The sequence below is a fragment of the Thioalkalivibrio sp. ALR17-21 genome, from assembly GCF_000420185.1.
In the GTDB taxonomy this organism is placed as follows: Bacteria; Pseudomonadota; Gammaproteobacteria; order Ectothiorhodospirales; family Ectothiorhodospiraceae; genus Thioalkalivibrio; species Thioalkalivibrio halophilus.
This window is the reverse complement of record NZ_ATUL01000024.1, coordinates 14,335-35,213: the sequence shown is the minus strand read 5'-3', so window position 1 is coordinate 35,213 and position 20,879 is coordinate 14,335. Positions and strand designations below refer to the sequence as shown.

The window sequence follows — 20,879 nt, the reverse complement described above, 5'->3', positions numbered from 1 at the left end:
ACTCTTAAATGTACGCCAAAGCGTACTGGGTGGTTTCCATGTCAAGGGTTCGAGTCGATGAAGATATCCGTCCTCTGTCTGAATTTCGTGCAGGGGTAGCCACATTCGTAAAGCAGCTCCATGAAACCCGTCGTCCTATGGTGCTGACACAAAGAGGTCGGGGCGTTGCAGTACTGGTGGATGTTCACGAGTACGAGAAGATGCAGGAACGTCTGGAAATACTCGAAGAGGTGTACAAGGCGGAAGAACAAATAGCTTCCGGGGATGGTACAGGGCATGAAGATGCGAAGAGCCGGGTTTTGAGTGGGCTGACCCAATGAAGATCGTCTGGTCCCCGCTTGCGCTGGAGCGTGTCGAGGACATAGCGCGGTATATTTCAGAAGACAGTCCGGATGCTGCGGTACGGTGGGTTGATGATTTATTTACTGCAGTAGAGCGGTTAGCTGATTTCCCCAAAAGTGGATGCATGGTTCCCGAGGTGGGATCACCTCGCATAAGGGAGCTGATATTCGGAGCGTACCGGGTAATTTATAGCATCAAGGATCAGATTGATATTCTGACTGTGCGTCGCAGTAGTCAGCTATTGCGTATGTCCGATCTTGATGATGACGAAACATAACCACCGGCTCCGGCTACCCAGCGACCGATTTTCCGCCGCTTCTTGGCTCCAAACCGGCGTGTGAGCCGGGCGCTGGCTACGGTGAAGAGGGTGTGGGTCCTGCCCTGCATCAGTCCGGCAAGGGAAGGTTCGCGCGTACCATGGGCATAGGTGTCAGGTAGGCCTCCAGCTGGTTGGCCAGCCAGGTCACCACGGGGCCGCCATGGGCCTGTTCGGATTCCAGCACGCAGAAGGTCTTCCACCAGTTGGCGTTCGGGTGCGGGATGGTGCGGAGCTGTTCCTGGCTCGGGGCGTGGCGGATGAGGGGAAAGGGCAGGTCGGCCCAGCTGGCGCTGCGCCGTCTGGATTGTGTGCTGGCGCGCACCAGGGAGCAGGTGCTGGAGGACTACGAGATGCTGAAGAAGGTGACCGCATGAGCGGGGGAGAGCTGATCCTCTACCGCAGCGAGGATGGGAAGGCGGAGATCCAGCTTCGCGTCGAGGGCGACACCGTGTGGCTGACCCAGGCGGAGATGGCGGAGCTGTTCCAGACCTCGGTGCCCAACATCAACACCCACGTCAGGAACATCCTGGAGAGCGGCGAGCTGTCCGCCGAGGCAACTATTAAGGAAAACTTAATAGTTCGTCAGGAAGGGACGCGCCAGGTGCGGCGCAAGGTGAGTGTCTACAGCCTGCCGATGATCCTGGCCGTCGGCTACCGGGTGCGTTCCCCCCGTGGCACCCAGTTCCGCCAGTGGGCCACTGCCCATCTGGAGGAGTACCTGGTCAAGGGCTTCGTCATGGACGACCAGCGCCTCAAGGATCCCGGCGGCGCGGACTACTTCGACGAGCTGCTCGAACGCATCCGCGATATCCGCGCCTCGGAGAAGCGCTTCTACCAGAAGGTGCGCGACCTGTTCGCCCTGTCCAGCGACTACCGGCCGGACGACAGCGACGCCAACCTGTTCTTCGCCGAGGTGCAGAACAAGTTGCTCTACGCCGTCACCGGCCACACCGCCGCCGAGACCATCGTCCAGCGTGCCGATCCCGATTCCCCCAACATGGCGCTGACCAGCTGGAAGGGCAAACGGGTACGCAAGCAGGATGTCACCGTCGCCAAGAACTATCTCACCGGCGACGAGATCGACACCCTCAACCGCCTGGTCGTGATCTTCCTGGATCAGGCCGAGCTGCGCGCCAGGGGGCGCCAGGACCTGACCCTCGACTACTGGCGCAACAACGTGGATCGGCTGCTGGAATTCAACGAGCGGCCGGTTCTCGACGGGGCCGGCAGCATCAGCCGGGACCGCATGGAACAGATCGCCCATGAGCGGTACGAACAGTTCGACACCCGGCGGCGCAGAGACGAGGCACTGGAGGCCGATGCCGAGGACTTGCAGGAGCTGGAGGCGCTGGAGGAGCGGATCAGGAAGGAGGGCAAGTCATGAATGCTGCCTCCTCTGCCATGCGGCTGGAGGCCATGGGCCTTTGTAACTCACTGCCTTGTCCCGATGGCTGGCCCGCTCCTTCCGGGTTCAGGCGTTGCAGTTATTCTGTGAATTCAGGGATCGAGACGACGACGGTACCGTGCAGGGCGTGCAGCGGTTCGGGCGGTGGCTGCCGCGCGTGGCCCTGTGATGTTCCGGGTGGACCCCGGAAGGGAGCGAACGATGAGCGAAGACAGGAAGATCCCCGGGTTTCAGGACGCGGAGGAAGAGCGGGCGTTCCGGGAAAGCCATGATTCCAGCGATTATGTTGATTGGGAGCGCGCTGCTGCCGTCGAGCTTCCGGACCTCGAGCCCTCCGGCGACACGACGTAAAGTCGGCTTGATGTTCAACCTCTGGGGCAGGGGATGCCTGTTCCGGGGAACGACAAGGAAGACGTAATGGAGATCAACCTGGTTGAGATGTTTCTGGCGGCCGCGTCGCAGTTCTGGTGGGCGTGGCTGTTGCTGGCGCTGGTGGCGATCGCCCGGCTTCCGCAGGTGAAGGGCTGGCTCGGCGAGCTGTGGATACGACTGGTTCTGGCGGTTGGCCTGGACGGCAAGTCCGGCCGGGTGGTGCATGACCTGACGCTGCCGACCGCGGACGGCACCACGCAGATCGATCATGTGCTGGTGTCGCGGTTCGGGATCTTCGTCATCGAGACGAAGAACATGCGGGGCTGGATCTTCGGCAGTGAGCGTCAGGCCCAGTGGACCCAGAAGATCTACCGGCGGTCCTTCCGGTTTCAGAACCCGTTGCGCCAGAACTATCGCCACGAACGGGCGGTGGCCGAGGTGCTGGGTGTGGACCCGGAAAAGATTCACTCGGTGGTGGTTTTCGTCGGCGGCAGCACGTTCAAGACGCCGATGCCGGACAACGTGGTCCGTGGCCTGGGGCTCCTGAGTTACATCCGCTCGTTCCGGGAAGAGGCGTGGAGCGAAGGCGAGGTCGAGGAGATGGTGACCACGCTGGAGCATGGCGGCCTCGAGCGTTCGCGCCACACCCGCCGGGCGCACGTGGAGGGTTTGCGCGAGCGCCACGCGGCGCCCGCGGCACCCGGTTGTCCGAAATGCGGCAGTGCGATGGTGAAACGAAAAGCGCGCAAGGGTGCCAGCGCCGGCCAGCAGTTCTGGGGCTGTTCGCAATATCCCGCGTGCCGGGGGATCAGGGCCCTGCAATAGGGCCGACGGGTTAGCGGGCGTGGTGGATCCCGGGCAGGTGGGGGTGCGAGATGGATCTGAGGTACGTGCGGCAGAGATCGGGGATGCGCGGCGACTGGCGGAGCTCATGGACATCGCGGGCGAGGGGATTCCGATGTATCTGTGGCGGGAATCCGCCGGGCGGGATGGGGATCCTCTGGAGTTTGGTGCGGGCGCCGTAAGCGGGACGGAGGGCGGTTTCAGTTACGTGAATGCTCATGTGGCCGAGATCGGGGATGAGGTCGTCGGGATGCTGCTCGGGTACCGCCTGCCCGATCCGCATGACGTCGAGCCCTTGAGCGAGGCCCCGGCCGTGGTGCGTCCGCTGCTCGAGCTGGAGGCGCTGGCCCCGGGGTACTGGTACGTGAACGCCGTGGCGGCCGATCCGGCCTGGCGCGGCCGCGGCGTTGGAAGCGCGCTGATGCAGCGCGCGGAGGAGGCGGCGGCCGGGAGCGGTGCGGATAGTCTCAGTCTGATCGTGGCGGAAGAAAACCGGGGTGCCCGGTGGCTTTACGACCGGCTCGGTTTTGCCGACTTAGCGCGCAGGCCGCTGTTGCCCTGGTCCGGTTGTCGGCATTCCGGCGACTGGGTCCTGATGACGAAGCCGGTCCCGGGGCTCCCCGGGGCCTGAACCCCGGAACAACGAGTGGTTGGTGGCGCAGGTCACGGCGGGGTACCGCCGCCTGGCGGTCGCACCTGGCACCGGGCTATACGGCACCACGGGTACAGCCCACGTTAACCGTGTAGAGCGTGTAAACCCGGGGGCATTACAAACCGCAGGTCAGTACCCTCGGCCTGAATGGGAACAAGCTGTCGGGGTTGCATCGCTAACAGGATTCGCGGTTAAAGGAAGGTATTAGCCTTCGGCTGCTCGCTCGGCTGGAAAGGCCGGGCGGATGGAGATGGTGTCACGGAGGATGATTGAAGATGGAAGACTCGGACGAGATTGTCGTTTTCCGGGAGACCCGTTGGGTGCCCGCGAGCCTAGTGGCCATGCTGGTTGTTCCGGCCGTGTCGTTGATCGACCTCGCCCACAAGGCCGCGCCGGCGGGGTGGGTCATGTTCGGTCCGCTGGCGCTCGGTCTTCTGGTGTGGGTGCCTCCCCTTGTTCGTGTCCTGCGCAATCCTCGCCGGACCCTGAAACTAGAACCGCGCGGGGTCTCATTCGACCGCATGTCCCGTTTTGGCACCACGTTTGTGCCATGGTCGGAGGTCGAGGAAGTCGGAAGCCTTACCGTGAAGCAGACGGGCACGGTGATCGTCTTTCTATATCTGCGCCCCGGAGAGTTTTGTTCTTCCCTTCGTTTTCGCGGGTTCCTGCGGCGGCCCGGGCGCGTCGAGTGCCCGTTAGAAATGTTCAGTCCGTGGGACCAGGACCGCATCGTGGAGGCCTGCCGGGCATTCCACGAACGCTACGGCGAGGACAGCAGGGAGCCGCCTCGGCCTGCTTCATGGCATGACGGGGTCGGGCCAGGGTAACCCACGGAAACTCCTCAGGAGATAGCGCGGGGCATGGCACGGGTGAATCGCCATCATTTCTCGGAGCACGTCCGGCATGTCACGCATCGATTTCACTGGAAGGGTCCCTGCTGAAGCTCCGTCGGGATCGAAAGCAGTGCCGTTGCCGGGTGTATCAGGCGTTGTGCTTATTCTGCGAATTCAGGCTGCATTATGACGGGGAGACCCATCCGGAACCTTGAGTAGACGCTGTTTTGGAGTAGATGCTAGGCATCCATGGCTGATACCCGCTACATCACCGCCAACCGTCTGACCGAAGAGTCGCAGGCGATCCAGAGGCGCGGGCGCAACCTGGTGCTGCTCCTGGGGTTGCCGGTGGCACTCGGGGCGTTCTTCGTGCATCCGCTGGTGGGGCTGGTGACGCTGGCGGGGGTGGTCGCGCTGGTGGGCCTGGTGGGCGGCAGCGCGGTCATCGAGGCGGGGGCGCGCGGCGAGGATGCGGCGCTGGAGTACCTGGCGGAGCTGCCCGACTCGTTCACGGTCTTCAACCAGGTGGATCTGCCGGATGAGCGTTCGCGCACGGGCGTGACCGAGGCGGATCTGGTGGTGGCGGGGCCGGAGGCGCTGTTCGTGATCGAGGTGAAGCACAACAGCGGGGCCATCGACTGCGACGAGCAGGCCTCGCAGTGGACGGTGAGCAAGACCGGGCGGCGCGGCAGTCGTTATACCAAGCAGATGCGCAACCCGGTGCGGCAGGTGAAGAAGCAGGTGTGGCTGCTGAGCGAGTACCTGAAGGGCCGCAAGGCCAAGCGCTGGATCCAGCCGATCGTGCTGTTCACGCACCCGGAGGTGTCGCTGGGGCGTTCGGGCGAGCTGTCGGTACCGGTGCTGACGGGGCCGGAGCTGGTGGACTACATCCGCCGCTTCCGCCCGGAGCGCCCGCGCCCGGTGAAGGAGAACACGGTCCGGGCCATCGCGGCGCTGAAGGGCTGAAGGGCCGAAGCCGGGCGGGACCGGGGTCCGGGCAGGGCCGGGCGGTCCCGCGCGATGGGTTACTCCTCGGCCGGCTCGCCGGTGACGAGTTCCTGCATGAGGGGCCGGATCTTCTCTTCGGTGGGGCCGAACTTGTCGGGGCGCCCGCCGCCGCGACGGGCATCGTATTCGGCGGTGCCGATCAGCTGCTCCTGCTCGTACAGCCGGGCGTCGAAGTAGGTGAGGTACATGGCCAGGTCCCAGGTCCAGTTGGCGGTGAACTCCAGGTGGTGTTCGGCGTCCGCCGGCCGCGTACCCCGGTACAGCTCGGACTCGATGCCCATGTCCTCGAACATGCCCACCAGCGAGTCGTTCAGCTCCTCCATGTGCACGTCCGGGTTGTGCTCCACGTAGACCTTTTCGATGGCCTGGCGCTCCGGCACGGGCTCGACATGCTGGGAAATGGCGCAGCCGGAGGCGAACAGGGCGGCAAGGATGGCGGCGGGCAGTCGGAGCATGGCGTGGTTTTCCCCTGTTGAAAAAGCGTGAAGGCTATCACGCTCGCGCGGGGCTGGAGGAAGGTCGGCTCGCTTGACGGTCTTCGATGTGTTCGCTAATTTCAGTTTTAACAGAAATTCGAGAACGGACTGATGCAGCTGAGCCCGACCATGGAAAAGTTCGTCCTGCACTGGGGCGAGATGGGATCGCGCTGGGGCGTGAACCGCACGGTGGCGCAGATCCATGCGCTGCTGTACCTGAGCGAGCACCCGCTGACCGCGGAGACCATCGCCGAGACCCTGGGCGTGGCCCGTTCCAACGTGAGCACCAGCCTGCGCGAGCTGCAGTCCTGGGGGCTGGTGAAGGTGGTGCACGAACTGGGTGACCGGCGCGATCACTTCGTGTCGCAGAAGGATGTCTGGGACATCTTCATGACCATCCTCGAAGGGCGCAAGGAACGCGAGCTGGACCCGACCCTTACGACCCTGCGCCAGTGCGTGCTGGACAGCGAATCCGATGCGCAAACCACCCCCGAGGCGAAGGCGCGCATGAACGATACCCTCGAGTTCCTCGAGCAGCTGCTTGGCTGGTACGAGCAGATGCGGGGACTGGACCGCGAGACCCTGGTGAAGCTGATGAAGATGGGGGCGCGGATCCAGAGCCTGCTGGGCAAGTAAAAAAATTTGCCCGGTAGTTTCTGTATAGACAGAAACAACCGAAACCAAGGAAAAGGAGTCATGCCATGGAAATCCAGCCGCTTGTCATTCTCGGAGTCCAGCTGGCCACTGCACTGGGCATCAGTCTGGTCGTCATTCATCTGATTCAGCCGGCCCTTGAGCCATTGCTCGGGGAGGTGTGCGGCAGCGAGGCCGCGGCGCGCTTCTGGGTCAACTTCACGCGGCTGATGGTGCTGATCGCACCGCTGCTGCAGGTGATCCTGCTGGCGGCCGAACATGGCGGCATGGGCTCCGTCGAGCTGATCCGCGGGACCCTGTTCCACGCCCTGGGAGGTGTGTTCCTGGCCCTGTCGGTGATCGGCCTGGTGATCTGGAAGGTCGCGCTGGTCGACCGCGCCCGCGGCGCGGCCGGCGGCGAATGAGCGCGCCGGGGGTAACGGGATGCGCATTCTGCTGACCGGCAGCACGGGTTTTGTGGGGCGCCATCTGGAGCGGGCGCTGCGCGAGCGCGGCCACGAGGTGGTCGGATGCGCGCGTGGCGCCGCACCGGTCCACTGCGATTTCACTCGGGATCATCGGCCGGAGGACTGGCTCGGACGTGTGACGGGCATGGATGTCGTGATCAATGCTGCCGGCATTGCCCGTGAGCAGGGTGCACAGTCGTTCGCGGCCTTGCATGAGCGCGCTCCGGCCGCCCTGTTCACGGCCTGCGAGCAGGCCGGGGTCGGCCGCGTGATCCAGATATCGGTACTGGGGGCGGACCCGGCCGCCGACGACCCCTGGCTGCGCAGCCGGGGGCGCTCGGATGCGGATCTGGCCGCCAGGCCGCTGGACTGGCTGATCCTGCGGCCGTCCATTGTGCATGGCGAAGGCGGGGCCAGTACCGGCTTTCTGCGGGCCCTGGCGGCTTTGCCGTGGGTGCCCCTGGTGGGCGACGGCGGGCAGATGCTTCAGCCCGTCCATGTCGATGACCTGGTGCGCGCGGTGGTGCAGGCGGTCGAGTGCGGCGAGCCGCGCTGCCAGGTGCTGGACTGTGTGGGGGCCGAGCCGGTGACGCTGGCGCGGGTGCTGGCCCGCTGGCGCGCCTGGCTGGGGGCGGGGCGCTGGAGAGCCCTGCCGGTGGCGCCGCGGCTTGCGCGCGCGGGGGCGGCGCTGGCGGGCCGGCTGCACGTGGCTCCGGTGAACGGGTCGATGGTGGACCTGTTGCGGCGGGGCAGCACGGCCCCGGTGGAGCCATTCGAGCGCGGGTTCGGGTGGCGCCCGCGCGGTTTTGCCGGGGCGCTGGCGGCCCGGCCGTCCAGCGAGGCGGAGTTGTGGCATGCGCGGCTGTACGGTCTGCGCCCGCTGCTGCGCTTCGCGCTGGCCTTCGTCTGGATCTGGACCGGGCTGGTGTCGGCGTTGCTGCATCCGCCTCAGGCCAGTCTGGACTTGCTGGCGTCGGCCGGTCTGACGGCCGCCCCGGCCGTTACCGCTCTGTATGGTCTGGCGCTGGTGGACGTGCTGCTGGGCCTGGCACTGCTCGCGGGCTGGCGGGTGCGCGAGGTGGCGTGGATCCAGGTCGTAATGATGGCCGGTTACACCCTGGGCGCGGGGCTGCTGCTTCCGCAGCTGTGGATCGACCCGTTCGGGCCGCTCAGCAAGAACCTGCCCCTGATCGTGGCCACGCTGATGCTGATCGCAATGGAGGGGCCCCGGCGATGCTCTACCTCGGACTGAAGACGCTGCACGTGCTGGGGGCGATCCTGCTGTTCGGGACCGGTCTGGGCAGTGCGTTCTACAAGTACATGGTGTGGCGCAGTGGCAGCGCGGCGGCCATTGCGGTCACCGACCGTCTGGTGGTCCGTGCGGACTGGTGGTTCACCACCCCGGCGGTGATCCTGCAGCCGCTGACCGGGTTCGCGATGGTGTGGCTGGCCGGCTGGCCGCTCGACAGCGCATGGCTGTTGTGGACCGGTGCGCTGTACCTGCTGGCCGGGGCCTGCTGGCTGCCGGTGGTCTGGCTCCAGTTGCGGATGCGCGAGACCTCGGCCCGCGCGATCCGCGAGGGCGTCGATCTGCCACCCGCCTACGCCCGCCGCATGCGGCTGTGGTTCTGGCTGGGCGTCCCGGCCTTCTCGGCGATGCTCGTCGTGGTGGCCCTGATGGTGTTCCGCCCGGTGTGACGGCCCCGCACCGGGGCGGGGACGTCACGCACGCGAATCAGCGGGCGACGGGTACGCGGTCCCAGTACTGCATCGCCGAGAACTCGCCCTCGAGCCGGAACCCGTCGCTGGCACCCAGGTCGTCCAGCGGGGTGGCGATGCCTTCCACGTCCAGGTGGCCGTGGAACGTGTCGTCCGGTTCGGCGGTATCCAGCCGGACCTCTCCGCTCAGGCCCTGGCCGACGGTCAGGAAGGAGATGTCGCCGGGTTTGCTGACATCCCCCACCAGCAGGTGCGCGGCCAGCCGGCCTTCGGCCTCGGTGCTGCGCGGGTCGGCGATCTCGAGGGTACCGGTGTCATCGGGAACGCCCGCACCCACCCGGGTGAAGATCATGCAGGCGGTGGTTTCCAGCCCCGGCAGGAAGGCCTCCACGACCAGGGCGAAGCCGTCGCCTCGCTGCGGATCTTCCTGGCCGCCCCAGGCCGCCTGTCCGAGCAGTGCACCCGAGTGGGCCCCTTCCAGGGCCCCGTCGAAGGTCGCCTGCTCGTCCAGCATCGCCGCCAGCTCGTCGCGCGGCATGTCAGAGGGCAGGGGGAGGCAGACATCCAGCATGTCGGCCAGCACGGGCGGGGTGCGGAGGTATTCGAAGGCGGCCGCGCCGGCGCGCGGGTACTCCTGCAGGGCGGCGTAATCCGGTGCGTCGGCGTCGTCGCTGAATTCGGTGACCTCGATCCGGTAGGCGATGCCCGAGGCCTGGCCGGGTGACTGGTCTTCTTCCAGTGCCCAGTCCTGGGCCTCCATGGTTTCCAGGGTGTCGGCGGAGGTGTGGAAGCCCTGAAGCTGCAGGCCGGCCGGCATGCCGAGCGGTTCCAGGGCCTCGCCGAGGGTGTGGAGGTAATGGGTCTCGAGGCCGTCCGGGACGTTGGGCCCGATGGCCATGCGGAACATGCCGGGGCTCAGCTGCAGCAGCGCCGACGAGAAGGGCACGTCCTCGTACACCCACACCGTTCCGTGGTTCACCGAGAACAGGGCCTCTTCATCGTCGCTGTCGAGGTTGGTCATCTCGGTGACCGCGGCCAGGCGGTAGCCCTGTGCCGTCTCCCCGGCGATCTCGCGCGTCTCGCCGGTTGCGGCCACATGTACGCGATATTCTTCCACTCGCCGCTGGTTGTCGAACATGTCCTGGAACGTGTGCGGCGGTTCGATCTGTTCGCTCTGGAACACCGGCAGCAGAACCCCCAGCTCCTGCTCCTTGCGATACAACTCGCCATCCAGGGCCGGTCCGGTGAACAGGTCCTCGCGCCCGCCGAGGCCGGAACGGTAGTCCTCGTCGGGATGGATGCGGGTGATCTCCGGGCCCTGGGTCACCGTCCAGCGGATCTCGTCGCCCTGGATGTCGGTCAGCACGCCGTAGCGGTAGTGATCGCCCCCGCCATCGAGGGCGAGGGGTTCGAGCTGGATCGGCGACTCATCCGCCGAAGCGGTGAACGCGGTGATCGCCAGTGCGGGCAGGCCGAGGGCCAGCACCAGCGAACGGCTGCGGAAACGGGTCTTCGCGGGCATCGAACATCTCCTGGCTCGGGACGGTCCTGTTGCATGCTCAACAGGCTCAATATGGCACCGTCCGCGGAGATGTGCCCCCTCCAAACGAGGGGGTATCAGTTGCTGAAGAGGGCCTCCAGCTCGTCCTCGCGGCTGCGCACCGCCTCCATGTCCTGCTCGGGCACGTCGGGCGCGAGGTTGTGCAGCATCTCGCGCTGCTGCTCCAGGGCGTCGCGCATGGTCGCCTTCTGTTCCGCCGGCATGTCCGGATCGTCCTCGATGCGCTGCAGGCTCTCGTCCAGCTCACGCTCCATCTCCGGGAGCCGGCGTTCCATCTCCAGCGCATGCCGGGCGTTGAAGATCTGCGAGCCAATCTCGGTCAGCTCGTGGCTGCTGTCGAAGCCGTGACGCGCGGCGATCTCCTCCACCTCCTGCTCCATGCGCGCCACCTCTTCGATGGCCTGACGGACCTCCGCCATCGAAACCTCGTCATCCTGCGCGTCCATCTCCGGTTCCTGCACGTCGGGCTGCTGCGCGCTCCACTCGTTGAGTTCCTCGGTCGCCGCCAGCCAGCGGTCGATCGTGTCGCCGTCCAGCGCGTGCGCGGGCGCGGCCAGCAGCGGCAGGAACAGCGCGAGCATCAGCAATGGTTTCGTGAAGCCCTTCATGGCAAGTCCTCGGTTCGCGGGGTTCGGTTTTCGGAGTGTACGGCGCCATCGTTGCGCCATGCCAGCAGGTCCGTCATCGCGCGCAGGAGCTGCCACTGGCCGATGAGTCCGACGCCGTGCGGGTCGATGTGGGAGAAGCCGTCGATCCGGTGCAGGTCGGTTTCGCCGATGGCACGGGCGAGGTGCGTGCTCTCGGTGTGCGGGATCATCGTGTCGTCCCGGCCGTGGATGAGGAGGGCGCGGCCGGAAAGATGCGAGAGGTCACGTTCGGCGAGGGAGTGAGCCTCGATGGCTTCCCGCGCGCTGGCCGGCAGGTCATCCAGCAGCTGCGGTACCCGCTCGCGGTCATCGTTCAGGATCAGCGTCAGCAGGCTTCGGCCCTCCGCGCCGAGTGGGTCGCTCAGCTCGTCGATGGGGGCCTCGGGGTCGGCGGCGCGCCGGCGGGCGATTTCGTCGAGTAGCGCGCGGTCCGCGCGGTCATCGAGCACATGCAGGTTGCCCCACAGAAAGAGCCATTTTGCCAGCGGGTCGGGCGTGCGCGTCTGCCACCGGTTCGAGCCGGGTTCCCGGTAGGCCCCGGTGGTGGCGAAGGTGATGACGTTCCCGGTGTCGTAGTAGCCGCCGATCCCGACCAGGAAGTCGATGGCTTCCTGCCCCTCCGGCTTGAGTGTGGCCAGCACGGCCAGGCCCACGCCGTAGGAGATGGCGGCGACTCCCACGTTCTGGTCGTCGGGAGCGCGCTCCGGTTCCAGGCGGGCGAGCAGGGCGGCGGCATCACCGATGGCCGCGGCATCCTCGCTGCGCACGCTGAGCACCCGTGAGCCCTGCAGGTCGGGCACCAGCACCAGAAACCGCGCCCGCGCCAGCGTACGGGCGAGCTGCACCAGCCGCGGGTCGTCCTTGCCCTGTGGCGTAAAGCCCGGTACCAGGACGATGCGCGCGCCCACCTCCTGCCCGGGATGGTACAGGTCGGCCGCGATGTCTCCTTCGTCTGTCGTGAGCGACAGCGTTTCGCGCGCGGGCTTGGGGGTTCGCTCCTTCAGCGCGCTCGGCCCCGCGCCGGCCTCGATGTCCTGGAGTACGCGCATGGCCTCCCAGCTCTGCGCGGCGATCCAGCCGGCGAACATCACCAGGCCCAGCAACAGCACAGCCGCGATGCGAAGCATGCTCTTCCCCCGTCATTCCGGACTTGCTGCCTCGGGAGTATGGGGCAATCAACGGGTGGCCGCCCGTCGAAGGGCCCCAGCGGGCCCCGGTGGCGGAAAGCGGCGAGCTCGTGGCCTTCTGGCTGTCTATCCTCGGGTTGAAGGCATGGATCCGCGTTTGCGTGACCCGGCCGCGGCGAGAGGGGCAGAACGATGACGATCAGCACTACATTGCAGGAATTTCTCGACGAGCGGGACGTGAATTATGACGTTGTGGGCCATCCCCGTGCGGTTTCCGCCAGCCGGACGGCCGAAGCCGCCCACGTACCCGGCGATGAACTGACCAAGGGTGTGCTGGTGGAGGATGGCGGCCATTACATGCTGGCGGTCCTGCCGGCCACGCGCCGGCTGCAGTTCGGCAAGCTGCACTACATGCTCGGGGAGCATGTGGGGCTGGCGACCGAAGAGGAGGTGCGGTCGGTGTTCCCGGACTGCGAATACGGGGCGGTGCCGGCCCTGGGTAGCGCATGGGGGCTGGAGGTCCTTCTGGATGAATCGCTCGCGGCGCAAGACAGGGTGTATGTGGAGGGGGGCGACCACGTCTCGCTGATTCGGCTGGACGGTCCGGCGTTTCGCAACCTGCTCGGTCATTGCCGCCACGGAGATTTCTCACGGCATATCTGAGCCCGGCCGCGCTGCGGTCGGGCAGGCCTACGGGTCGGTCTGCGCGGGTGGATCGAGCCGGGTCTCGAGTGCCTCGCGCAGCTTTTCGGCACTGGGATGCGCCTTTTCCACGATCTCCTCGACCCGGTTGAAGTCGAGCAGGCGGATGCCCGCGCTGCCGGCCTCGAGGAAGAGATCGGGCGGGTCGTGTTCGCGCATGTGGCGGATCTGCGAGTGCTGCATGATGCTGAAGGTGGTGAACAGCAGATCGGTCAGGCCCGGTGGATCGTTGGGGGTCTGTTTGCGGCTGGCGGAGACGTCGACGGCGATCACGAAGTCGTGCTCTTCCTGCAGCAGATTCCAGGGGAGCGGGTTGGACGTGCCGCCGTCGATCAGCAGCCGGTCGTCGCCCTGCGGCACCGGTTCGAACAGGCCGGGGACGGCCATGCTCGCCTCGATCGCGGTGAACAGTTCGCCCTCGTGGAGGACCACCGGTTCGCCGCTCCAGTAGTCGGTGGCTACCACCGACAGGGGGATGCGCAGATCGTCAAAAGTCCGGGCATCGGTGTGTTTGGCGAGGAATTCAAGGAATTCGCTTGAGTCGAGCACGGCGTTGCGCCCGAGGCGCAGTGGGATCAGCTCGGTGAGTTGCACATCGGACTCGACCAGCCCGGAAAGGGCATCCGTGCGCGAGCCACCGAAGTCGTCGAAGACGTCCAGGATCTCCTCGGCGCTGAGGCCGGCCGCGTACAGCCCGCCAATCACCGCCCCGATACTGGTACCGCTGATGTGGTCGGGTTCGATGCCTAGGTCGTCGAAGACCTGCAGGATGGCGATATGGGCCAGCCCCCCGGCGCCACCGGAGCCGAGTGCGAGACCGATGCTCGGCCGCTCGGACTGCTTCTCCGCGCCCTGCAGGGCCGGTGCGGCGAGCAGCGTGGCAATCGTCAGGGCGGCGATAATCAGGCGGCTCGTCATGGGCGGCTCCGGTGGTTCGGGCAGCTCCGCTCAGTAGTGCTCGATGAACAGATCGATGGCGGGGCTCAGCGCCCCGTACCAGCGCGAGGCGAGTTCATCCGTCCATTTGGGATCGGTCTCGCTGGCGGTCCGGACCATGCAGTTCAGCCACAGACCGTACAGCGCCGGCTCGATCGGGACGGACCCGCGGCGACTGTGCACCTGGGCCATGCGCTCGAGGGTCGAGCGCATGAATGTCTCCCCCTCAGCATAACTCAGAGCAGCGGAGATGGCTTGCCCCAGCGCCCGCTTCTGCCGGGTCCAGTCCGTGTTGGCAAAGACTTCGGCCACTCGGGGGTCGGCCTGAAGGAACCGTTCGTAGAAACGCTCGGCGAAATCCCCTTCGCGGCGACAACGCCCGTAACTCTGTTGAACGTCCGAATAGCTCACCGTGTTCACTGCCTCCGTGTTGGAAAAAGCGCAGTAACCTACGGCAAGGCGCGTCTTCGAAAAACCGCCTGCGGAAGAAAATTTGACGCGATTCGCATTGCTTCATGTTCAAGGTTGCGCTCACGCCGTTGCGTCGCCGCTCAGAAGCGGGTGGGTGCGGTGCCCAGGGCGGCGGTCTTCGGCGTGTCCCGGCGGGCCAGGCGGCGAAAATGCGGCACGTTGCTTTGCAGCGCTGCGAGACCATCCCTCGTGAGGCAATAGCCCTCCGGGGTCACCCGAATCCAGCCGCGTCCGACCGCCCCCGCCAGGGCTTCGTGCTGGCTCCCTGGCTCGCCGCGTTTGGCCCAGGCATGGACCACGGGCGCCGGCAGGATATGCTCGGGTGCATCGGCGGGGTCGCCCAGCCAGTGGTGCAGGGTGGTAAGCCGGGCCACCGCCGAGGTTGCGGCGATGATCTTGTGTTCGGTGGTGGTGTTCATGGCGAACTTCCCGAATATCATGCGTGTACTTCAGAAGATAGCGGAGCGGCGAGACCTTTCCATCAGCCGAATGTCCGAGTTCGCCATGTGCGGCCCGGAATTGCGGCCTTTTTACGGTCCGGACGCTCGAAACCAAAAACGCCCCGACCTCCGGGGGAGGACGGGGCGCCGAGCACACAGGGGGATGGGTGCTCACCTGTGACGGTAGACCCTCCCCTCGGGTACGGCAATCGACGCAGGTCACACACCCCTGCGTCCCGCGCAGGTGGCGCCAGGGAATGTGAGGGGAGCAAGGGTAGAGGCAGCTCCCGGGTATTCTCCCAAACCGAATGGATGTGCCGGGGCAGTTTGCGAGGGGCTGGTATACTTTCGTCCCTTGTTTTCCCGCATCATCGAGCGATGAAAGGACAGTGAATGCCCCATGCCTCACCGAACCCGCTGAAATCCCTTACCAACGAAAAACTGGCCGGGCTGAGTACCCTGCTCGTCGTGCTGGCGGCGTTTTCATGGGGGCTATCCGGCGGAATCGGCGGCATTCTGACGGGGCAGGGCTGGGATCCCGTGGTTGTGTCGTTTTATCGCGGTGCGATCGGGCTGCTGTTCGTGCTCGCCTGGCTGGCATTGCGTCCGCAGGGCAGCGGACTGGCCAGCGGTCGCATGTGGCTCTGGTCGGCGGTGGCCGGCCTGGGCGTGGCCGGCAACTTCACCTTCTATTTCCTGAGTATCGCGGAAGGCAGCGTGGCCGTGGCCGCGACGCTGATGTACTGCGCTCCGGTGTTCGTGTACCTGGTTTCGTTTGCGCTGGGGCTTGAGCGGCCCACGCTGTTCAAGTGGGTGGCGATCGTCATGGTCCTGCTGGGCGTGGTGCTGCTGACCGGGATCTACGACATCGGCGCCGGGGACGTGACCCTGATCGCCGCGGGTGCCGGTCTGGCCTCCGGCCTGTCCTACGCGGTGTTCATCTTCGGTTTCAAGTTTGCCGCGCCCCATGGCAGCCCGCAGGCGATCCTGGTGATCGCGTTCGCGGTCCTGGTCCTCATCCTTTTCTCGCTGGGTGATCCGGGGCAGATGGTGGACGTGCTGAGCACCTCGAGCTGGCCCCTGTTCCTGGTCCTCGGCGTGCTGGGCGCCGGTCTGTCGTTCATCTTCTACATCGTCGGTCTGAACTACACGGCGCCGGCGGTGGCCTCCATCGTGGCCATGGTCGAGCCGGTGACCGCGTCGCTGTTCGGTGTGGTGTTCCTGGATGAATCCCTGGCGGCGGTCCAGATCTTCGGGATGGCGCTGATCCTGCTGACCGTGACGGGGCTGAGCCTCCATTCGAGTCTGCAGGCGAAAGCCGTTCCGCCGCAGCCGCGCAGCGACTGAAACCGCGCAGGATCGCGGGGCAGGTCGGCTGTGGCCTGCATGTGGCGACGGCCGGCCACCAGTGAGAAGATCGCCGTCACGACCGTCGCCGGAGGGGGCAAGCGTGAAGATCATGGTCAGTGAACTCGAGGGCCGGCCCGCGGGCCTGCAGCCTGTCGAGGTGGTGGAGCGCAAGGGACTGGGGCATCCGGACACGCTGTGCGATGCGCTGGCGGAGGAGGTAAGCCTGGCGCTGTCGCGCGAATACCGCGAGCGCTTCGGCTTCGTGCTGCACCACAACGTGGACAAGGTGCTGCTGCGCGGCGGTGCCGCCCGCCCGGCCTTCGGCGGGGGCGAGGTGGACGAGCCGATCGAGCTGTACATCGCCGGGCGGGCCACGCGCGAGTATCGCGGCGTGACCGTGGCGGTGGACGAGCTGGCGGTGGAGGCCTGCCGTGCATGGCTGGCCGTCCACATGCCGGCGCTGGATGTCGAGCGCCACGTGCGGGTGCACTCGCTGATCCGTCCCGGATCGCAGGACCTGGTGGAGCTGTTCGAGCGTCAGCGGCGGGATGGCGTGCCGCAGCTGGCGAACGACACCTCGCTGGGAGTGGGCTACGCGCCCCTGAGCCCGCTGGAGCGAGCAGTGTTCGCGGCCGACATGAGCCTGTGGTCGGAGGCGCCGCCGGCGCGTGGACAGGACGTCAAGGTGATGGGGGTGCGCAGCGGCGAGGACGTGTCCCTGACGGTGGCCTGCGCCTTCATCGGGGCGCACCTGGCGGACCGGGACGCCTATCTGGCCGCGCGTTCGGATGCGACCGGGCAGGTGCGGCGCGTGGCCACCGAGGCCCTCGGCCGCGAGCCGGACGTGGCGGTGAATACCGCCGACGATCCCGACGCGGACAGCCTGTACCTGACCGTGACCGGCACCTCGGCCGAGGCCGGTGACGACGGGCAGACCGGTCGCGGCAATCGGGCGAACGGCCTGATTACCCCGTCGCGCCCGATGACCATCGAGTCCTTCGCCGGCAAGAATCCGGTTACCCATGTCGGCAAGCTGTACAACGTGACGGCCACCCATATCGCCGAGGCGATCGTGGCGGAGATCGACGAAGTGTCGGATGCGCAGGTGGTGCTGGTCAGCCAGATCGGCATGCCGGTGGACCAGCCGCAGATCGCCGATATCCGCCTGCGCGCCGAATCCGCGGAACAGGCGGCGGCCCTGGCGCCCCGCGCCGAGGCGATCGCGCGCCATCATCTCGCCCGGGTCGGTTCCCTGTGGGAAGGCCTGCTTTCGCAGAACCTCGCCACCCAGAGCCTGTAACCCTCGAATCGATCGCTCAACAGCCTGGCATTGTCCTTGCATGATACAGGCTGAGGGGAGCGGACGCGTCGAATTTTTGTCGTTCGCGCATGCCAGACCCCGCGATCACAAAATGGCGGTCCTGACGCCATGGAGGAGGGTAACGAGATGATCAACCTGCTAATCACCCGTCGGCAACTGTTCCTGGCGGTCTTCGGGACGCCGATTGCAACGGTGCTGCTGTTCGTCCTCGGCGTTTATTCGGGCGCCGCGATCGGTGCGCCGAACCACACCAGTGTCGAGGATCCGACGCCATCGGTGGCGGATGACACCAGGGACGAGGCCGATGTTCGCGCGTTCTCGCCCGCCGCTCTGGCCGCGCGCCTGGAACATGATGCCGGGCCCGCCGAGCCGGTAACCCCGATGAACGTCGAGAAATCGGCGGAGGCGCATGATGAAGCCGATGTTAGCGAGCGATACTCGATCCAGGCGGGCGTGTTCTCCGAACGGGCGAATGCAAGGCAGCTGAGCAGGGAACTGGGGACGCGCGGCTATGACAGCCAGCTGGAGGTCGTGGACGTACCGGAACACGACAGCGAGCACTTCCGGGTCCGGATCGGCTCCTTCGACAGCCGCGCAGCCGCGGAGGAAGCCATGGAGGCCTACCGGGACGACCAACAGGCGGATGCCTTCCTCGTGTCCCGGGCGCCGGACCGCTCCTAATTCGTCGGCAGGCACTCGGGCAGGGAGGCCTCCAGCGAGCGCGGCGTGATGCCGAGGTCGGCGAAGGTCGCGCAGGTGCCGCTGGTGATCGTGTCCTGCTGCATGAGGTAGACCTGGTCCCGGGTCAGGGGCGCGCGGGGCAGCCACGAGGCCAGACCGGCGGCGAGGTGCCAGAGGAAAAACGGCACCGGCACGAGCACCCGGGGCTGCCCCAGGTGCTCCAGCACCCGGTTCACGATCTGGCGGTACTCCAGGATGTCCGGGCCGCCGAGCTCGAACACCCGGTGTCCGGCCGGCGGCTCGTTGAACAGGGTGGCCACGGCCTGCGCGACATCGGCCACGTGCACCGGTTGCAGGCGGGTGTCGCCGCGGCCGAACAGCGGCACCATCGGCAGCCGCGCGAGGGTCGCGAGGTTGCGCAGGAACGCATCGCCCGGGCCGAACAGCACGCTGGGCCGCACCATCAGGGCGTCGCGGAATTCGGTGGTCACCGCGGCCTCGCCTTCGCCCCGCGCACGGATGTAGGCGGAACGCGACCCGGCGTCGGCGCCGATGCCGGAGATGTGCACCAGGTGCTCCACACCGGCCTCGCTCGCCACCCGGGCGAGCCGGGCGGCGCCCTCCACGTGGATGGTGGTGAAGCGCAGGTCGCGCTGCTCCACGTACAGGCTGACGGTATTCACCGCACCACGCGAACCCGCCACGGCCCTGGCCACGTCGTCATCGTTGCGGATGTCGGCGCTGCAGTGTTCCACCCGCTCGTGCCGTTGCAGGTCGGCCGGTAGCGCCGGGCGGCGAGACGCGATGCGCACGGCGTGTCCGGCATCGAGCAGCTGGTACACGATCGTGCGGCCGAGGAAGCCGGTGCCGCCGAATACCGTGACCTGGTCCTGGTCCATGGGGGCCTCCTTCACCGTCCGTGAGCCTCTTGAGGCTGAAAGGCTCGCCGCCGGCTACAGGCCGATCAGCTGGGCGTGCACGCCGCTGGCGGTGACCGTGTCGAGCAGGCGATGGCTGTTGATCCGCTCCGGGTCGTATTCGACAACGATCAGGTGTGGTTTCTCCTCGTGGCTGGATGCCGCCATCACGCCGCTCATCTCGCGCAGCTCGTCCTGGATACGTTCGCGGGCCTCGGCGTTGATGGTCTCGTCGATGTGAATGGTTACATCGACCATGTTGTTGCTCATGATGGCCTCCCGGGTTCAATCCTGCGGATGTCTTTCCCTGAAGGATAGACGTTCGCCCCGGATGCTGTGGTCCGGCCTCGCGGCCGTGGGCTTCGGGGGTCAGGCATCCGCCTCCGCGCGGTGGCGGCGGTACAGGCGCAGGGCCGTCAGGCCGACCAGTGCCGAGGCCAGCCCGCCGATCACGAACACATGCGCGGGGGTGGCGCCGGCCGGGCCGGTGAGCACCCAGAACAATACCGGCGCGACCAGCATGGCGGAGAATGACAGGAAATTGCTGGCGGCGATGAAACGTCCGCGCCGCTCCGCCGGGCTGTGGCCCTGCAGGTAGGCGGTGATCGGCACGATGAAGAACCCGGAGGCAACGCCGAGCAGGGCCATCAGCACCAGGGTGGCCGGGTAGCTGTCGACGGTGAAATACAGCAACGCGCTGATCAGGGCGGCCGCGATCATGCCGGCCGGGGCATGGTGCATGGCGATGCCGCCGCGCGACAGATAGCCGGCGAGGATGCTGCCGGTGCCGATGCCCAGGGCCAGGGTCGTCAGGATGATCCCGGTGGCCAGCTCGCCCAGGCCCAGGTGCAGCTCGGCGAACAGCGGGACGTTGAGCTGGTACAGCGTGCCCAGGGCCCAGAACCACGCGATGCCGACGACCACCAGGAACAGCACCCGCTGCGGCCGGATCTCGGCGATCGACTGCACGACGGTGGCGAACGGGTTCAGCCGGAACGGTGCCGGGTTGTTGAGCGCACGGGTGGGGGTGACGAAAAAGCTGGTGACCAGGCCCGTGAGTGACAGCGCCACGATCACGACCGCCGGGATCCACAGCGCCTCGCCGGCGAACTCCATCACGAAGCCGGCCAGCGCGGTACCGAGGATGATCGCCAGGAAGGTCCACAGCTGGATGTGCCCGTTCGCGCGCGACAGCTGCGCGTAGCGCACGATCTCCGGGAGGATGCCGAACTTCACCGGGCTGAAGAAGGTGCTCTGCAGGCCCATCAGGAACACCGTCACCAGCAGTCCGGGGAAGTAGTCGATGATCAGCATGAGCGCGGCGGTCAGCAGCACCACGGCCTCGGCCGAGCGGGTGGCGACGATCACCGCCTTCTTGCTGTAGCGGTCGGCGATGTAGCCGGCCCATGGCGAGAACAGCACGAACGGCAGCAGGAACACGAACCCGACCAGGCTGTAGTAGAACGTGCCTTCGCCCTCGGCGACGAACTCGCGCAGGGCGATGAAGATGACGACCAGGCGGAAGAAGTTGTCGTTGAGGGCATTGATGAAGACCGTCGCCATGTGGGCGACGAAGCCCGGCCTGCGGACGTCGGAGGTGTCGGCCATGGGTGCATCCCGGAGGTTTCGCGCACGCGTATCGTTGCAGATTGCAGGC

The 20,879-nt window shown here is 66.6% G+C and carries 25 protein-coding genes and 1 pseudogene; 16 read left to right on the top strand and 10 right to left on the bottom strand.

Annotated features, from left to right (window positions below; all coding sequences use genetic code 11):
- Window positions 1–8: 8 nt before the first annotated feature.
- The 8 genes and pseudogenes from G020_RS15065 (at window position 9) to G020_RS0111770 (ending at window position 5,732) form a co-directional block, all read left to right on the top strand.
- Window positions 9–320, top strand: a complete 312-nt coding sequence (locus G020_RS15065; RefSeq protein WP_231363083.1) for a type II toxin-antitoxin system Phd/YefM family antitoxin — start codon at window positions 9–11, stop codon at window positions 318–320.
- The gene (locus G020_RS15060; protein ID WP_081647423.1) at window positions 317–619 is read left to right on the top strand and encodes a type II toxin-antitoxin system RelE/ParE family toxin; all 303 of its coding nucleotides are present in this window, start codon (window positions 317–319) and stop codon (window positions 617–619) included. Before G020_RS15065 ends, G020_RS15060 begins: the two co-directional genes overlap by 4 nt.
- Window positions 620–1,031: 412 nt before the next feature.
- Window positions 1,032–2,045 (top strand): virulence RhuM family protein, encoded by a 1,014-nt coding sequence (locus G020_RS0111795; RefSeq protein ID WP_024329711.1) that lies wholly within the window; start codon window positions 1,032–1,034, stop codon window positions 2,043–2,045.
- 222 nt (window positions 2,046–2,267) lie between these two features.
- Window positions 2,268–2,411, top strand: a pseudogene (locus tag G020_RS15320) (CopG family antitoxin); the annotation flags it as partial.
- Between the two features lie 72 nt (window positions 2,412–2,483).
- A complete protein-coding gene (locus G020_RS0111785) occupies window positions 2,484–3,263 on the top strand; it encodes a nuclease-related domain-containing protein (RefSeq protein ID WP_024329710.1) in 780 nt (259 codons plus the stop codon).
- Window positions 3,264–3,369: 106 nt separating this feature from the next.
- The gene (locus tag G020_RS0111780; protein WP_051130346.1) at window positions 3,370–3,912 is read left to right on the top strand and encodes a GNAT family N-acetyltransferase; all 543 of its coding nucleotides are present in this window, start codon (window positions 3,370–3,372) and stop codon (window positions 3,910–3,912) included.
- Window positions 3,913–4,208: 296 nt separating this feature from the next.
- Window positions 4,209–4,760, top strand: coding sequence for a hypothetical protein (locus G020_RS0111775; RefSeq protein ID WP_024329708.1), 552 nt, complete (start codon window positions 4,209–4,211; stop codon window positions 4,758–4,760).
- 255 nt (window positions 4,761–5,015) lie between these two features.
- Window positions 5,016–5,732 carry a nuclease-related domain-containing protein gene (locus G020_RS0111770; RefSeq protein WP_024329707.1) on the top strand — a complete coding sequence of 239 codons (717 nt, stop codon included), beginning with the start codon at window positions 5,016–5,018 and terminating at the stop codon, window positions 5,730–5,732.
- Window positions 5,733–5,791: 59 nt separating this feature from the next.
- On the opposite strand, the gene G020_RS0111765 is transcribed toward G020_RS0111770, so the two are convergent.
- Entirely contained in the window at window positions 5,792–6,229 is a 438-nt protein-coding gene (locus G020_RS0111765) for an Sbal_3080 family lipoprotein (RefSeq protein WP_024329706.1), read from the bottom strand.
- 132 nt (window positions 6,230–6,361) lie between these two features.
- On the opposite strand from G020_RS0111765, the gene G020_RS0111760 reads away from it, so the two are divergent.
- From G020_RS0111760 to G020_RS0111745, 4 genes are all read left to right on the top strand, one after another.
- On the top strand, window positions 6,362–6,886 hold the full coding sequence (locus G020_RS0111760) for a GbsR/MarR family transcriptional regulator (RefSeq protein WP_018947853.1): 525 nt from the start codon (window positions 6,362–6,364) through the stop codon (window positions 6,884–6,886).
- A 65-nt stretch (window positions 6,887–6,951) separates the two neighbouring features.
- Window positions 6,952–7,308 (top strand): hypothetical protein, encoded by a 357-nt coding sequence (locus tag G020_RS0111755; protein WP_018947854.1) that lies wholly within the window; start codon window positions 6,952–6,954, stop codon window positions 7,306–7,308.
- Window positions 7,309–7,327: 19 nt separating this feature from the next.
- Window positions 7,328–8,602, top strand: coding sequence for an SDR family oxidoreductase (locus G020_RS0111750; RefSeq protein WP_024329705.1), 1,275 nt, complete (start codon window positions 7,328–7,330; stop codon window positions 8,600–8,602).
- Complete coding sequence (locus G020_RS0111745; RefSeq protein ID WP_018947855.1) at window positions 8,584–9,048, top strand: DUF2269 domain-containing protein; 465 nt, start codon at window positions 8,584–8,586, stop codon at window positions 9,046–9,048. The genes G020_RS0111750 and G020_RS0111745 overlap by 19 nt, the downstream gene beginning before the upstream one ends.
- Before the next feature lie 37 nt (window positions 9,049–9,085).
- Here the strand turns inward: G020_RS0111745 and G020_RS0111740 are convergent, their stop codons facing one another.
- The 3 genes from G020_RS0111740 to G020_RS0111730 form a co-directional block, all read right to left on the bottom strand.
- Window positions 9,086–10,591, bottom strand: coding sequence for a hypothetical protein (locus tag G020_RS0111740; protein ID WP_024329704.1), 1,506 nt, complete (start codon window positions 10,589–10,591; stop codon window positions 9,086–9,088).
- Between the two features lie 95 nt (window positions 10,592–10,686).
- Entirely contained in the window at window positions 10,687–11,238 is a 552-nt protein-coding gene (locus G020_RS0111735; protein ID WP_024329703.1) for a hypothetical protein, read from the bottom strand.
- Window positions 11,235–12,404, bottom strand: coding sequence for an RNA methyltransferase (locus G020_RS0111730; RefSeq protein ID WP_024329702.1), 1,170 nt, complete (start codon window positions 12,402–12,404; stop codon window positions 11,235–11,237). Before G020_RS0111730 ends, G020_RS0111735 begins: the two co-directional genes overlap by 4 nt.
- Before the next feature lie 192 nt (window positions 12,405–12,596).
- On the opposite strand from G020_RS0111730, the gene G020_RS0111725 reads away from it, so the two are divergent.
- Window positions 12,597–13,067, top strand: a complete 471-nt coding sequence (locus G020_RS0111725; RefSeq protein WP_024329701.1) for an aminoacyl-tRNA deacylase — start codon at window positions 12,597–12,599, stop codon at window positions 13,065–13,067.
- Between the two features lie 27 nt (window positions 13,068–13,094).
- Here G020_RS0111725 and G020_RS0111720 read toward each other — a convergent pair whose 3' ends face one another.
- From G020_RS0111720 to G020_RS14685, 3 genes are all read right to left on the bottom strand, one after another.
- The gene (locus G020_RS0111720; protein WP_024329700.1) at window positions 13,095–14,024 is read right to left on the bottom strand and encodes a patatin-like phospholipase family protein; all 930 of its coding nucleotides are present in this window, start codon (window positions 14,022–14,024) and stop codon (window positions 13,095–13,097) included.
- Window positions 14,025–14,054: 30 nt separating this feature from the next.
- Window positions 14,055–14,453, bottom strand: coding sequence for a globin (locus G020_RS0111715; protein ID WP_024329699.1), 399 nt, complete (start codon window positions 14,451–14,453; stop codon window positions 14,055–14,057).
- Window positions 14,454–14,593: 140 nt separating this feature from the next.
- Window positions 14,594–14,932, bottom strand: a complete 339-nt coding sequence (locus G020_RS14685; protein ID WP_156002753.1) for a hypothetical protein — start codon at window positions 14,930–14,932, stop codon at window positions 14,594–14,596.
- 414 nt (window positions 14,933–15,346) lie between these two features.
- On the opposite strand from G020_RS14685, the gene G020_RS0111705 reads away from it, so the two are divergent.
- The 3 genes from G020_RS0111705 (at window position 15,347) to G020_RS0111695 (ending at window position 18,305) form a co-directional block, all read left to right on the top strand.
- Window positions 15,347–16,300 carry a DMT family transporter gene (locus G020_RS0111705; protein WP_024329698.1) on the top strand — a complete coding sequence of 318 codons (954 nt, stop codon included), beginning with the start codon at window positions 15,347–15,349 and terminating at the stop codon, window positions 16,298–16,300.
- 103 nt (window positions 16,301–16,403) lie between these two features.
- Window positions 16,404–17,603, top strand: a complete 1,200-nt coding sequence (locus G020_RS0111700) for a methionine adenosyltransferase (protein WP_024329697.1) — start codon at window positions 16,404–16,406, stop codon at window positions 17,601–17,603.
- Window positions 17,604–17,750: 147 nt separating this feature from the next.
- Window positions 17,751–18,305: an SPOR domain-containing protein gene (locus tag G020_RS0111695; protein WP_024329696.1), complete on the top strand. Its 555-nt coding sequence runs from the start codon at window positions 17,751–17,753 to the stop codon at window positions 18,303–18,305.
- Here G020_RS0111695 and G020_RS0111690 read toward each other — a convergent pair.
- From G020_RS0111690 to G020_RS0111680, 3 genes are all read right to left on the bottom strand, one after another.
- Window positions 18,302–19,204, bottom strand: coding sequence for a complex I NDUFA9 subunit family protein (locus tag G020_RS0111690; protein ID WP_024329695.1), 903 nt, complete (start codon window positions 19,202–19,204; stop codon window positions 18,302–18,304). The two genes, G020_RS0111695 and G020_RS0111690, sit on opposite strands and share 4 nt — an antisense overlap.
- A gap of 54 nt (window positions 19,205–19,258) precedes the next feature.
- Window positions 19,259–19,492, bottom strand: a complete 234-nt coding sequence (locus tag G020_RS0111685) for a hypothetical protein (RefSeq protein ID WP_024329694.1) — start codon at window positions 19,490–19,492, stop codon at window positions 19,259–19,261.
- Window positions 19,493–19,591: 99 nt separating this feature from the next.
- Window positions 19,592–20,830, bottom strand: coding sequence for an MFS transporter (locus G020_RS0111680; RefSeq protein WP_024329693.1), 1,239 nt, complete (start codon window positions 20,828–20,830; stop codon window positions 19,592–19,594).
- Window positions 20,831–20,879: the final 49 nt, after the last annotated feature.

Bases quoted from the DNA above. Each gene is read 5' to 3' on its own strand.
- G020_RS15065 (WP_231363083.1), top strand. From the start codon at position 9: ATGTACGCCAAAGCGTACTGGGTGGTTTCCATGTCAAGGGTTCGAGTC.
- G020_RS15060 (WP_081647423.1), top strand. From the start codon at position 317: ATGAAGATCGTCTGGTCCCCGCTTGCGCTGGAGCGTGTCGAGGACATA.
- G020_RS0111795 (WP_024329711.1), top strand. From the start codon at position 1,032: ATGAGCGGGGGAGAGCTGATCCTCTACCGCAGCGAGGATGGGAAGGCG.
- G020_RS0111785 (WP_024329710.1), top strand. From the start codon at position 2,484: ATGGAGATCAACCTGGTTGAGATGTTTCTGGCGGCCGCGTCGCAGTTC.
- G020_RS0111780 (WP_051130346.1), top strand. From the start codon at position 3,370: ATGGACATCGCGGGCGAGGGGATTCCGATGTATCTGTGGCGGGAATCC.
- G020_RS0111775 (WP_024329708.1), top strand. From the start codon at position 4,209: ATGGAAGACTCGGACGAGATTGTCGTTTTCCGGGAGACCCGTTGGGTG.
- G020_RS0111770 (WP_024329707.1), top strand. From the start codon at position 5,016: ATGGCTGATACCCGCTACATCACCGCCAACCGTCTGACCGAAGAGTCG.
- G020_RS0111765 (WP_024329706.1), bottom strand. From the start codon at position 6,229: ATGCTCCGACTGCCCGCCGCCATCCTTGCCGCCCTGTTCGCCTCCGGC.
- G020_RS0111760 (WP_018947853.1), top strand. From the start codon at position 6,362: ATGCAGCTGAGCCCGACCATGGAAAAGTTCGTCCTGCACTGGGGCGAG.
- G020_RS0111755 (WP_018947854.1), top strand. From the start codon at position 6,952: ATGGAAATCCAGCCGCTTGTCATTCTCGGAGTCCAGCTGGCCACTGCA.
- G020_RS0111750 (WP_024329705.1), top strand. From the start codon at position 7,328: ATGCGCATTCTGCTGACCGGCAGCACGGGTTTTGTGGGGCGCCATCTG.
- G020_RS0111745 (WP_018947855.1), top strand. From the start codon at position 8,584: ATGCTCTACCTCGGACTGAAGACGCTGCACGTGCTGGGGGCGATCCTG.
- G020_RS0111740 (WP_024329704.1), bottom strand. From the start codon at position 10,591: ATGCCCGCGAAGACCCGTTTCCGCAGCCGTTCGCTGGTGCTGGCCCTC.
- G020_RS0111735 (WP_024329703.1), bottom strand. From the start codon at position 11,238: ATGAAGGGCTTCACGAAACCATTGCTGATGCTCGCGCTGTTCCTGCCG.
- G020_RS0111730 (WP_024329702.1), bottom strand. From the start codon at position 12,404: ATGCTTCGCATCGCGGCTGTGCTGTTGCTGGGCCTGGTGATGTTCGCC.
- G020_RS0111725 (WP_024329701.1), top strand. From the start codon at position 12,597: ATGACGATCAGCACTACATTGCAGGAATTTCTCGACGAGCGGGACGTG.
- G020_RS0111720 (WP_024329700.1), bottom strand. From the start codon at position 14,024: ATGACGAGCCGCCTGATTATCGCCGCCCTGACGATTGCCACGCTGCTC.
- G020_RS14685 (WP_156002753.1), bottom strand. From the start codon at position 14,932: ATGAACACCACCACCGAACACAAGATCATCGCCGCAACCTCGGCGGTG.
- G020_RS0111705 (WP_024329698.1), top strand. From the start codon at position 15,347: ATGCCCCATGCCTCACCGAACCCGCTGAAATCCCTTACCAACGAAAAA.
- G020_RS0111695 (WP_024329696.1), top strand. From the start codon at position 17,751: ATGATCAACCTGCTAATCACCCGTCGGCAACTGTTCCTGGCGGTCTTC.
- G020_RS0111690 (WP_024329695.1), bottom strand. From the start codon at position 19,204: ATGGACCAGGACCAGGTCACGGTATTCGGCGGCACCGGCTTCCTCGGC.
- G020_RS0111685 (WP_024329694.1), bottom strand. From the start codon at position 19,492: ATGAGCAACAACATGGTCGATGTAACCATTCACATCGACGAGACCATC.
- G020_RS0111680 (WP_024329693.1), bottom strand. From the start codon at position 20,830: ATGGCCGACACCTCCGACGTCCGCAGGCCGGGCTTCGTCGCCCACATG.